The organism is bacterium, assembly GCA_030652805.1.
GTDB lineage: Bacteria > JAHJDO01 > JAHJDO01 > JAHJDO01 > JAHJDO01 > JAHJDO01.
This window is the reverse complement of record JAUSPT010000071.1, coordinates 37406-49108: the sequence shown is the minus strand read 5'-3', so window position 1 is coordinate 49108 and position 11703 is coordinate 37406. Positions and strand designations below refer to the sequence as shown.

The window sequence follows — 11703 nt, the reverse complement described above, 5'->3', positions numbered from 1 at the left end:
GGGCTAACTCCCGAACTCTTCAGACAATTTGATTTGCCACAAACAAGATCGCCTTGATTATTATTTTTATTTCGTTCAAATTTATTCGCTGATTTTCTCATCTAAATTTTCTCATTACTTTTTGTAGCTAAACTGTTACGTTGGATGTTTACATACAGGACATTCTTCAGGCGCTTTGGTTCCTTCATGAATATGCCCGCAGTTTCTGCATTTCCAGTATACTTTACCATCTTTTTTGAAGACTTCTCCATCTTCAATATTCTTTAACAGTTTTTTATAACGTTCTTCGTGTTTCTTTTCTACTCCCAAAATACCCTCAAACATTGCGGCTATTCTGTCAAATCCTTCTTCTTTAGCTTCTTTTGCCATTCTTGAATACATGCTTGTCCATTCATAATTTTCTCCGGCGGCAGCAGCTTTTAAATTCTCAGAAGTACTCCCTATGCCATCTAATTCTTTAAAATGCAGTTTAGCATGTTCTTTTTCATTTTCAGCAGTTTCAAGAAATATCGCGGCTATTTGTTCATACCCTTCTTTTTTTGCTTTTGACGCAAAATAGGTATATTTATTTCTTGCTTGCGATTCCCCTGTAAATGCCTCCAACAGATTTTTTTCAGTCTTTGTTCCTTTTATCGACTTACCCATAACTAACCTCCTCTTTTATTGTCTATATTCTATCGCTCTTATAATTACTTAGCAACTATTTTTTCAATTTTTTCCTGCAAAGTTCCCATCGGGCAAATCGTGCACCATGCACGCTGTTTCATCGGAATGCCTAAGACAATAGCAATTATAGTTGTTACCAAACACATTGTTACAAAAACTGCGCCTATGGCAATCAGATTACCGCCTGTTCGAATAATGCGAAATGTTAAAAAGCTGATAAATATAATTAATATCAGCCAACGAAACCATTGCTTTGTAAAAATTTTAGGAACATGTTTTTTTGCGCTGAATCTTGATAACACGATATCCAGGAAAGCCCCTCTTGGACACAAATACCAACACCAAAATCGTCCTCTTTTGAAATATGAAAGCAGTAAGAGAGAAGTCATCATTGCAATGACCAAATAACCTAGTATTGGATAGAATAATCCCCCGATCACAATAATCGGAAGCAGCCATATCATTATTAATTGAGATCCCTTCATTTAACTCTCCTCTTCATTTGAATATTTTACCTGTTTCAGAAGCCCAAAACAATAGATCTATTTCGTCCATAGGAACATTCGCTTTTTGTGAGAATTGCCTTAGTTCGTTTTCTAAACACAAATATTGATTTTTAGTTATAGTTTTGGGTTGTTTATCAATAATTCCGTATCTCATCATACTTCTTAATATATGCACATCAAGTATGGCAAAATCATCGCCAAAACCGATATTTCTCAGGAAATGGCTGGCTTCCTTAAAGCCAAATCCTTTAACATTGCGGACAAACCACTGACGAGTTTCAAAAATATTATTTTCGTCAATTTTGTTTTTTATTCTAATAATACCATTCACGGTAAAAAGTTTACGCGCTTCCATAATGTAACGAGTCTTGTTATTGGGAAAACGAATAGCGTTTAAACCTTTTCTTATCTGACTGGCATTGCCCTTGAAAAGAACTTCTTTTTTCTCAAGAGAAGAAATAGCCCTGCCGCAATAAATTGCTTTTGCTTGCGGAGTGCATAGGCAAAAACAAAGTTCGCTGAATATTTGCTTATCAGGCTGCTTCCAGACTTCCTTGAACTCCTCTAATCGTTTTCTTATTTCGGACTTTTTCTCCTCATAATCTAAAACAAGATTTAGGACTTCAGGAGTCAATCCTTTCATAACTTCTCAAATTTTAACTATTTTTCTTTAATATACGTAGGAGCGTTTTTGGGAGAGTTTCCTTTCTTTACCTGGTGATAATAGGCATAAGTCATTGGTTCTCCCTCTTTAAGTACTTCGGCTTCTGCGACTTTGCCAATAAAAACAGTATGCGTTCCTACATTGATATTTCCTGTCACTTCACACTCTAAATAACCCAGACAGTTTTGAATAACCACCGGTGCCCCTGTTGCTCCCAGCTTATAATCTATATCTTTGAATTTTTCTACTTCTTTGCCGGATTTAAAACCAAAGTGCCCGATAAATTCCATTGGCACATCACGTTCTAAAATTGACACAGTAAAAACTCCGCTTTTCTGGATAAATTGATGGGTCAAATTCTCTTTGTTGATACATACGCTAATCTGAGGAGGTTCTGCAGTTACCTGAAAAACAGTATTAGCGATTTGCCCGTTAAATGCGCCGTCTTTTTTGGAGCTCACTACATACATCCCGTAGCTTAATTTAAATAATGTGCTAACGTTCATTTCCTTTCCTCCTGTTATATACTTTCCTTATTTAAAAACACCTTTTTCCAGATTTCTTCTTACATTTATCACTTTCACAGCGATAACAAATTTCGTTTTTTAAATATCCGTCTTTATAAAATTCAATAATATTATTCAAAGTTGTTTCTGCAATATTAGTCAATGCCTCTCTGGTGAAAAATCCCTGATGTGAGGTGATAAGAACATTTGGGAAAGTCATAAGTCTTGCTAATACATCATCGCTGATAACAGTAGATGAATAGTCTTCAAAGAAATATTCACTCTCTTCTTCGTAAACATCAAGTCCTGCCGCTCCGATCTTTCCACTTTTAAGGCCGTTAATCAATGCCTGTGTTTTGATCAATTTACCCCTTCCTGTGTTTATTATCGTTACGCCAGATTTCATCTGATCTATGCTTTCTTTATTTATCATGTAATTTGTTTCAGGGGTTAACGGACAGTGAAGCGAAATAATATCCGAAGACCTATAAAGCTCAGAAAGCGTAACATACCTGATACCTGAAGCCTTTGCGTAAGCTTTATCAGGGGATGTATCATATGCAAGTACATTCATACCAAATCCCTTTAAAATTGGCGCAAGGCATCTTCCTATCTTCCCTGTCCCAATTATGCCCGCTGTCTTACCGTGCATATCAAATCCTAATAAACCATTAATAGCGAAGTTTCCATCGCGGGTACGATAATAAGCTTTATGTATTTTTCTGTTTAAACCCATCATAAGCGCTGTTGCATGTTCAGCGACAGCGTATGGTGAGTATGCAGGTACTCTTACGACAGGGATATTCTTGTATGCGGCATTCAAATCAACATTATTGTATCCTGCGCATCTCATAGCAATAAGTTCTATCCCATTTTGTTTTAAAGTGCCGATTACCTTCTTATCCAGAACGTCATTAACAAAAGCGCACACTACCTCGTATCCTTGAGTCAACTTAGCGGCATCATGGTTTAAATGACCTTTGAAATACTTAATTGGGAAACCGTACTTATCGTTTACCTTATCAAAAAAATCCTGATCATACGGTTTTGTATCAAAAAATGCTATTTTAATGTTTTTCATTTTTTAACTCCGCTAAAAAGCCTGCTATAAAAAATGCACAATAATAAAACAATGCTTGCTGCTATTTCAATCCATGGAGGTATCATCCTGCCATGCTGCATCATGTGTGCTGTTACATCAACATTGAAGAATTGCCATGCATAGTTCAAAAATACTCCTAAACATATACTGCATATTATTATAGATCCCAGGAAAATAATAACAGTCTTTATTCCAAATTCTTTCGTAATAACAGTTAATGCGGCTGAATTTGTTGCAGGACCAACCATAAGAAAGACAAATGCTGCTCCTGGATTCAGCCCTTTTAATATAAGTGCTGCAGCTATTGGAATTGATCCAGAAGAACAAACATACATTGGTATTCCCACAATAAGCATTATTAACATAGACTGCCATACAGAACCCATGTATTTTGCGAAAAAAGTTTCAGGAATAAAATATGATATAGCGCCGCCTGCTAGAATCCCTATAATAATCCATGCCCCGGTGTCTCTTAACAAATCAACAAATGCATATTTAAAGACTCCCCTGACCTTGTCATAAAAATTGTGGCTTTCCGTAGAATGCTTATGGCTATCGCATGCTTTGCACGTGCTTTTATTCTCTGTATTAGAAGAAGGTTGTTCTCCACGAAAGAATATATTCGCGACAATTCCTGCAAATACACCTGTGATAAAAGCAGCAATAACACGGTAAAACGCAAAAACTCCACCCAATAATGAATATGTAGCAAAAATCGAATCAATCCCTGTTGTTGGCGTTGAGATTAGAAACGATAGGATAGAGCCTTTGCTTGCTCCATCTTTTTTCAGAGACAATGCAGCAGGAACCACTCCGCATGAGCATAATGGGAGAGGTATCCCAAACAAAGATGCCTTTATTACTGACATTATATTATTTTTGCCTAAGTATTTTGCGATCATTCCTTCTCTTAAAAAGACATGAATAATTCCCGCAAAAAGAAATCCGAATAACAAATAAACAGACATCTTGTTCAGCAAAAAATAAGACTCTTTTAAAATTCCTAAAATAACATTCACATTATAAATGATACCAATATGGTGCTTTTTATCAAGTCATTTCCATTATCGGTTTTTGGGAATTCCGCGGATTTGGTGATTATTCTTTACAACGATACCTAATTTTTTACAGGCCAAATGGGAGCGACGGTTTTTCCATATACTTCGTTAAGCACTTGAGCTAAAGCGGCATAAATAGCAGAAAGGCCACAGAAAATTCCTTCGTAACCTGCAATGTGTTTTATAGTACTGCTATTTGTAAAGTCCCCGAGGGCTAATAAAAAGAAGAGCAATGCTAGAGAGGCGAACACGATTTGTAACGCTCGGTTCAATTTTAGTGTGCCAATAAATAGAACTGCAGTGAAAATGCACCACATTATTAAATATGCTACCATAGCTGATTTTTCCGGTGCTGCAATCAATCCCATTTTAGGCATTACAATCAACGCAACCAAAGAGAGCCAGAAAAAACCATAGGATGTAAATGCAGTTGTTCCAAAGGTATTGCCTTTTTTCCATTCCATGATTCCAGCAACGACCTGGGCTAACCCACCATAAAAAATCCCCATCCCCAATATCATTGAACCTAGCTCGAAAAGACCAGCATTATGCAAATTTAACAGCACTGTAGTCATTCCAAAGCCCATCAAACCGAGTGGGGCAGGATTGGATGTAAGATCCTCTTGTCTAGTCATTAGCATTCCTTTTCGGATGGGTCTTTTTTGTTTGTATAGGTTGTATGCAGAAGATGATGGGATTTTTCCCCGAGAGGTTTTATAAGAAATTCCTCATAGATCTCCTTTACTGCAGGATTTTCATGAGATTTTCTGAGTTTTCTGCCTTCATCTTCTTTGTATATTGCGTTTATTCTTGCCTGTCTTACTTCATTAGTTGTCATTCTCGGCTGTCCGCCTCCGCCAATACAGCCTCCGGGACATGCCATGACTTCTATAAAGTGATAGGATTTTTTGCCGCTTTTTATTGATTCTATTAATTTCTTTGCATTTCCAAGACCATGAGCAACTGCAACATTCAATGTAACACCTTCAAGAAATCTCCAATCCTTTGTTGTGCCTTCTATCTTGAGAGACGCTTCCTTTAGGCCGTCAAGCCCTTGAATGGGAGTAACATGCAATTTATTAAACGGCAGCTCTTTCCCTGTAATAATTTCATATGCTGTTCTGAGAGCCGCTTCCATAACTCCGCCGGTATTTGCAAATATATCCGCAGCGCCAGTAGATATACCCAGAGGCGCATCCATTTCCTCATCAGGAAGATTCACGAAGTCTATGCCAGCCTGCTTAATAAACCTGCCTAATTCTCTTGTTGTTAGCACATAATCAACGTCCTTAACTCCGCTGGCATTCATCTCCTCCCGACTGCACTCAAATTTTTTGGCAGTACACGGCATGATAGATACCACTACTATATCCTCTTTTTTCTTGCCAATTTTGTTAGCATAGTATGTTTTTGCAATAGCTCCGAACATCTGCTGAGGAGACTTACAGGTGGATACATTAGGAATTAGTTCTGGATAAAAATTCTCCATGTAATTTATCCATCCGGGCGAACATGAAGTAAACATAGGCAGAGCTACATTTTTATCCTTGTCAACCAGTGCCTTCTTTAACCTCGTAAGAAGCTCTGTGCCTTCCTCCAGAATAGTTAAATCAGCAGTAAAGTTAGTATCAAATACCTTATCAAATCCAAGTCTTTTGAGAGCCGCTGTCATTTTCCCTTTGATTAAAGTTCCAGGTTTTAGGTCAAAGCATTCCCCAAGGGCTGCACGAATTGCAGGAGCAGTCTGAACAACCACAAACTTGTTTGGATCATCAATAGCTGTCCACACTTTGTCAATATCATCTTTTTCACTTATTGCTCCGACAGGACAAACTGCAGCGCACTGTCCGCACTGAACACAAACAGCCTCTTCAAGCGTATCTCCTTGCCCGGGCGCAATGATTGTATCAAACCCACGCGCTCTTGGAGCTAATGTGTCTACTCCCTGAACCTCATGGCACACACTAACGCATCTTCTGCAAAGAATGCATTTATTTGGATCTCTGACAATTCCGGGGGTGCTTTCATCCAAAGGCATTCTCTCTCTTACGGACTGAAATCTAACTTCCTTAATACCATATTCATCCGCCAGTTTCTGAAGTTCGCAACTCTGATTGCGGTCACAAGTATTGCATTCCCATGGATGGTCGCTTAAAAGCAGCTCCAATATTATCTTTCTGGCATCACGCACTTTTTTGGTGTTAGTGTGGATCTTCATGCCTTCAGAAACTTTTGTTACACATGAGGGTTGAAGCGCTTTCGCTCCTTCTACCTCTACAACACACATCCTGCATGATCCGGGGTTCTGAAGATCCGCCAGATAACATAAAGTGGGTATCTTTATTCCAATCTTTCTAGCAGCATCCAGAATCGTTATATTTTCTGATACTTCTAAGCGGGCATTATTTACCGTAATGTTCAGCATCTCTCTTGTCTCCTTATTCATTTCTAAGAATAGTTTAATACTATGTTAGGGTTTTCTCTGGTTACAGGTTCTCGCTTCCTGTCAGGATTTACTCCTAGAGCGAGTTCCTTTCCAAAATACTTCAAAGCAGAAAGAATGGGTGAAGCAACAGACTGTCCCATAGGACAAAAAGCTGTAAGTTTAAGTTCCTCAGCCAGCTCTTTTATAGTCTCAAGTTCATCAAAATAGGCTTCCTGCTTTTCCATGCGTTTGAAAGCGTTATACATCTGTTTTGTACCAATTCTGCATACAGAACATTTTCCGCATGACTCATGAACAAAGAATTTCATGCAGCAAGCCAGGAAATCCGCAACTAAAACTGTTTCATTCATAATCAATATTGCGCCGGAACCCAGATTATGCCCCAGCGCCTGAAGTGACTGATACTCAAGCGGAGCATCCATAAGAGCTGATGAAACAATGTCTCCGGCAGTTCCTCCTATTTGAGCCATTTTGAATTTTCCGGAAGACATGCCTCCAGCATAATCATAAATAATCTCTCTCAGAGTGATTCCCATGGGAACCTCAATCAAGCCGGGACGTTTTATATGTCCCAATATGGTATAGACTTTAGTTCCCGGAGTGCTTTCTGTTCCAAATTTCTTAAACCAGTCAGATCCGTTTAATATAATAGGAGCTATATTGGCAAAGGTTTCAACATTATTTACGTTTGTCGGCTTGGATAAAAATCCTGATTCAGCAGGAAAAGGCGGCTTAAGTCTCGGCTCGCCTCTTAATCCTTCCATTGAATTCAGAAGAGCTGTTTCTTCTCCGCAAACATAAGAACCTGCTCCAATCTTAATCTTTACATTAAAATCAAAGTCCGCACCGAAAATATTTTTACCTAATAGCCCTAATTTCTCAGCGTCTTTTATGGCTTTTGTTAATCTTTGAATAGAAAGCTGGTATTCTCCGCGAATGTAGATATAAGCTGTATTAGCACCTATTGCGTATCCACAAAGCGCCATACCTTCCAGAACCTTATGCGGGTCTCCCTCCATAATCAGGCGATCCTTAAAGGTGCCTGGCTCTCCTTCATCCGCATTGCATATAACATATTTTTGCGTCTCTTTCGATGCTCTAGCAAATGACCATTTTAAACCTGTTGGAAATCCTGCGCCCCCTCTTCCTACAAGTTTGGAATCCTTTACTGTCTTAATAATATCTTCCGGCGTTTTTCTCTCCAGAGCCATACCTAGCGCTTCATATCCACCAACACCGATGTATTCTTCAATATCTTCAGGATTAATCTTCCCGCAGTTCTCAAGAACAATCCGATTCATGCTTTTCCCCCTTCCTTTTCTTGAATTTGCCCCAATATTTTATATATTTTTTCTTCGTTTAAATTTCCATAGGCTTCATCATTGATCATCATAGCAGGAGCAACTCCGCAAATCCCAAGACAACTTGTTCCCTCTAACGTAAAAAGGCCATCATCAGTTGTTTCTCCAGCCTTAACCCCTAATTTTGATTCTATCGCTTCGAAAATAGTTTGCGCGCCTAGAATATGGCATGGTGGACTCTCACAAACTCTGATTATATATTTACCGCGCGGTGTAAAACTAAACATGGTGTAAAAAGAAGCAGTTCCCTTAATTTCGGATACAGATATAATCATTTCTCTACTTAGCGTATTAATATCCTCTTCAGTAATGTAGCTCTTTGGATTTTGGCTCTGAATGTCATGCAGTATCTGCAATAAATTCTCTTTTTTATTTCCGTGCTTTTTAACAATTTTTTTTATCATCATAGCTCTTCCTCTTCTTTTTTATATTCACAACGCAGACATCTCTCTGTTTCTTTGCAGGCAGTCTCTCTGTTCCATGTTTTTTCAACTTCAGTAAAAGATTTTCTATCTTTTAAGGGAATCAAAAGATTTTTTTCTCTTTTATAACTAACAGGTTCTTCTTCCGTGTCAAATGCAACTTCAATTGGATTCATAATATTCCATGGGTATTTCTCTCTGCCGCCGGTTAAATATTTATCAATAGCCTCTGCTGCTCTCTGCGCCTCCCCAATCGCCTCTACCACTGTAGCAGGACCTGTTACTACATCCCCGCCGGCAAACATATCTTTCATTAATCCTTTGTCGAATAAAGCGCCATGAGACGGTTTCTGCCCGATAGCTAAAATCAATGAATCAATTTTCCTGAAAAAAGAAGATGTTTCTATTTCGACAGGTCTTCGTCTGCCTGATTTATCAAATTCGCTAAGCCGCATATTTACAAATTCAACTTCTAACCCATTATTAATTGACCTGACTGATTTAATATTTTGAAGAAGCTGTATCTTTATCCCCTCGTTTTCCGCCTCCTTAATTTCCTCTATTTCAGCAGGCATTTCTTCTCTGGTTCGACGATATACTATGGTCACATCTGCGCCAAGTCGTTTTGCTGTTCTTGCAGCATCAATTGCTGTGTTTCCGCCGCCAATAACTACTACTTCCTTTCCTGCATTTACCTCTTCTTCGTTATTTACTTTATATAAAAAATCCAATCCAGTCATAACTTTTTCATTATCTATCCCTTCAATGCGTGGCATAATAGAATCCTCTGCGCCGGAAGCAATATAAAAAGCTTTAAAGTCCTGTTTTCTAAGTTCGTCAATGCTGATATCCCTGCCGACATTCGTAGCAGTTTTTATTTTCACCCCATATCCACATAAAGCCTGAATTTCTTTCTCCACAATATTATTAGGAAGTCTATAGGAAGGAATAGCGTGGGTAAGCATTCCTCCTGCTTTGGACTCAGATTCAAAAACAGTTACATCATACCCCAGCATGGTTAAAAAATAGGCATTGGATAGACCTGATGGTCCTGAACCTACTACAGCTATCTTTAGTTTGTTAGGCTTGCGCTTTTCAGGGAAACATTCCAGATAATCTTCTATTGAATCTGCCATAAAACGTTTTACAGAACGAATGTTTACCGCCGAATCAATATCGTTCCTTCTGCATTTAGCTTCGCACTGGTGTGGACATACACGTCCGCAGACTGCAGGGAACGGATTAGTCTTCAAATGAACCTTTAAAGCTTGTTTGAAGTTGCCCTCTTTTGTATATGCCAGATAGGCCGGCACATCTACTGATGCAGGACAGATATTAGAGCAGGGAGCATATACCAATTTTGAACATACTCCTGCGCGGCATTTTTTATCCCGGATATGTTCAATATATTCTACTTTGAAATATTTCAAAGTAGATAAAATCGGATTTGGCGCAGTTTGTCCTAATCCGCAAAGTGAAGTTTGTTTTATTTGATATGATAATTCTTCAAGAATATTGATGTCCTCCATTCTGCCTTTTCCATCACAGATCCTGGTAAGAATGTCCAGCATAATTCGCGTTCCTTGACGGCATGGAGTACACATCCCACACGACTCTTCCTGAATGAACTCCATGAAATAGCGCGCCAGATCAACCATACAGGTGTCTTCATCCATAACAATCAAACCGCCCGAGCCCATAATAGCGCCGAGTTCCTGCAATGATTCATAATCAACGGGTACATTTAAGTGTTGAACAGGAATGCATCCGCCTGAAGGGCCTCCAATCTGCACTGCTTTTAATTTTTTATTATTTGGAATACCTCCTCCGATATCATAGATAATTGTTCCCAATGGCATTCCAATAGGTATCTCAATAAGACCTGTGTTATTTATATCTCCCGCCAGAGCAAAAACCTTTGTTCCTCTACTTTTCTCAGTTCCGACAGAAGCAAAATCATCAGCACCTTGCAAAATTATATAAGGGACATTGGCAAAAGTTTCTACATTATTTAGCACTGTTGGGCAGTCAAACAGACCCTTTTGAGCTGGAAAAGGCGGTTTTGTCCGCGGTTCTCCCCTCATGCCTTCTACGGAACGCATAAGCGCAGTTTCCTCTCCGCATACGAAGGCTCCGGCGCCCATCCTGATATCTATCTCAAAATTAAAACCTGTTCCAAGAATATTTTCTCCAAGAAGTTCGCTCTTCCTTGCCTGCTCAATGGCAAGCGATAATCTTTCTACTGCCAGTGGATATTCTGCGCGAACATACACATATCCCTGATTTGAGCCAATAGCATAACCGCATATCATCATGGCTTCCATGACACTGTGAGGATCTCCTTCCAGAATACTTCTGTCCATGAAAGCTCCGGGATCGCCCTCATCAGCGTTACATACCACATACTTCTGTTTTCCTGCGGATGCGGCAGTAAGCTCCCACTTTAAACCTGTAGGGAATCCTGCCCCTCCGCGTCCCCTGAGTCCTGATCTTTTGATTTCTTTGATCACTTTATGCGGAGTCATTTCCGTCAGCGCTTTTCCAAGAGCCATATATCCGTCAGCGGCAATATACTCATCAATATCAAGCGGATTGATAATCCCGCAATTCCTGAGAGCTATTTTTTTCTGAAGCTTGAAGAAATCAATATCATTAAACATTTCCACCATTTCTTCAGTCTTTGGCTTTTTGTAAAAAAGACGCTTAACCACTCTTCCTTTTAGCAAATGTTCACGGACAATTTCTTTCGCGTCTTCAGCTTTAACCTTTTGGTAAAATACTCCATCAGGATAAACAATCATAACCGGACCTAACTCACAGGTTCCCATGCATCCGGTAGTAATAACATCAACTTCATTTTGAATGCCAACTTCGTTTATTGCTTTCTCCATTGCTCCCTTAAGACTTTCAGCACCGGAAGAAAGGCAGGCGCCTCCATAACAAAGAAGAACATGCGTTCTTAGATTATACAT

Annotated in this window: 11 protein-coding genes; all 11 read right to left on the bottom strand. The window is 39.1% G+C overall.

Annotated features, from left to right (window positions below; translation table 11 throughout):
* Positions 1-135: 135 nt before the first annotated feature.
* Entirely contained in the window at positions 136-645 is a 510-nt protein-coding gene (locus Q7J67_07545) for a rubrerythrin family protein (GenBank protein MDO9465132.1), read from the bottom strand.
* Between the two features lie 44 nt (positions 646-689).
* Positions 690-1151 (bottom strand): 4Fe-4S binding protein, encoded by a 462-nt coding sequence (locus Q7J67_07540; GenBank protein ID MDO9465131.1) that lies wholly within the window; start codon positions 1149-1151, stop codon positions 690-692.
* Between the two features lie 13 nt (positions 1152-1164).
* A complete protein-coding gene (locus Q7J67_07535; protein MDO9465130.1) occupies positions 1165-1815 on the bottom strand; it encodes an N-glycosylase/DNA lyase in 651 nt (216 codons plus the stop codon).
* 17 nt (positions 1816-1832) lie between these two features.
* The gene (locus Q7J67_07530; protein ID MDO9465129.1) at positions 1833-2342 is read right to left on the bottom strand and encodes a flavin reductase family protein; all 510 of its coding nucleotides are present in this window, start codon (positions 2340-2342) and stop codon (positions 1833-1835) included.
* A 31-nt stretch (positions 2343-2373) separates the two neighbouring features.
* Positions 2374-3423, bottom strand: a complete 1050-nt coding sequence (locus tag Q7J67_07525) for a 2-hydroxyacid dehydrogenase (protein ID MDO9465128.1) — start codon at positions 3421-3423, stop codon at positions 2374-2376.
* Positions 3420-4412, bottom strand: a complete 993-nt coding sequence (locus Q7J67_07520; protein MDO9465127.1) for an SO_0444 family Cu/Zn efflux transporter — start codon at positions 4410-4412, stop codon at positions 3420-3422. Before Q7J67_07520 ends, Q7J67_07525 begins: the two co-directional genes overlap by 4 nt.
* Positions 4413-4561: 149 nt before the next feature.
* Positions 4562-5137 carry an acetate uptake transporter gene (locus Q7J67_07515; GenBank protein MDO9465126.1) on the bottom strand — a complete coding sequence of 192 codons (576 nt, stop codon included), beginning with the start codon at positions 5135-5137 and terminating at the stop codon, positions 4562-4564.
* Complete coding sequence (locus Q7J67_07510; GenBank protein ID MDO9465125.1) at positions 5137-6927, bottom strand: NADH-dependent [FeFe] hydrogenase, group A6; 1791 nt, start codon at positions 6925-6927, stop codon at positions 5137-5139. Before Q7J67_07510 ends, Q7J67_07515 begins: the two co-directional genes overlap by 1 nt.
* A gap of 23 nt (positions 6928-6950) precedes the next feature.
* Positions 6951-8249: an NADH-quinone oxidoreductase subunit NuoF gene (gene nuoF, locus Q7J67_07505; GenBank protein ID MDO9465124.1), complete on the bottom strand. Its 1299-nt coding sequence runs from the start codon at positions 8247-8249 to the stop codon at positions 6951-6953.
* Positions 8246-8716, bottom strand: coding sequence for an NADH-quinone oxidoreductase subunit NuoE (gene nuoE / locus Q7J67_07500; GenBank protein MDO9465123.1), 471 nt, complete (start codon positions 8714-8716; stop codon positions 8246-8248). The genes nuoF (Q7J67_07505) and nuoE overlap by 4 nt, the downstream gene beginning before the upstream one ends.
* Positions 8713-11703, bottom strand: coding sequence for an NADH-quinone oxidoreductase subunit NuoF (gene nuoF / locus Q7J67_07495; GenBank protein ID MDO9465122.1), 2991 nt, complete (start codon positions 11701-11703; stop codon positions 8713-8715). Before nuoF (Q7J67_07495) ends, nuoE begins: the two co-directional genes overlap by 4 nt.

Coding starts and splice junctions, on each gene's coding strand:
- Q7J67_07545 (MDO9465132.1), bottom strand. CDS start 645: ATGGGTAAGTCGATAAAAGGAACAAAGACTGAAAAAAATCTGTTGGAG.
- Q7J67_07540 (MDO9465131.1), bottom strand. CDS start 1,151: ATGAAGGGATCTCAATTAATAATGATATGGCTGCTTCCGATTATTGTG.
- Q7J67_07535 (MDO9465130.1), bottom strand. CDS start 1,815: ATGAAAGGATTGACTCCTGAAGTCCTAAATCTTGTTTTAGATTATGAG.
- Q7J67_07530 (MDO9465129.1), bottom strand. CDS start 2,342: ATGAACGTTAGCACATTATTTAAATTAAGCTACGGGATGTATGTAGTG.
- Q7J67_07525 (MDO9465128.1), bottom strand. CDS start 3,423: ATGAAAAACATTAAAATAGCATTTTTTGATACAAAACCGTATGATCAG.
- Q7J67_07520 (MDO9465127.1), bottom strand. CDS start 4,412: ATGTCTGTTTATTTGTTATTCGGATTTCTTTTTGCGGGAATTATTCAT.
- Q7J67_07515 (MDO9465126.1), bottom strand. CDS start 5,137: ATGACTAGACAAGAGGATCTTACATCCAATCCTGCCCCACTCGGTTTG.
- Q7J67_07510 (MDO9465125.1), bottom strand. CDS start 6,927: ATGCTGAACATTACGGTAAATAATGCCCGCTTAGAAGTATCAGAAAAT.
- nuoF (MDO9465124.1), bottom strand. CDS start 8,249: ATGAATCGGATTGTTCTTGAGAACTGCGGGAAGATTAATCCTGAAGAT.
- nuoE (MDO9465123.1), bottom strand. CDS start 8,716: ATGATGATAAAAAAAATTGTTAAAAAGCACGGAAATAAAAAAGAGAAT.
- nuoF (MDO9465122.1), bottom strand. CDS start 11,703: ATGTATAATCTAAGAACGCATGTTCTTCTTTGTTATGGAGGCGCCTGC.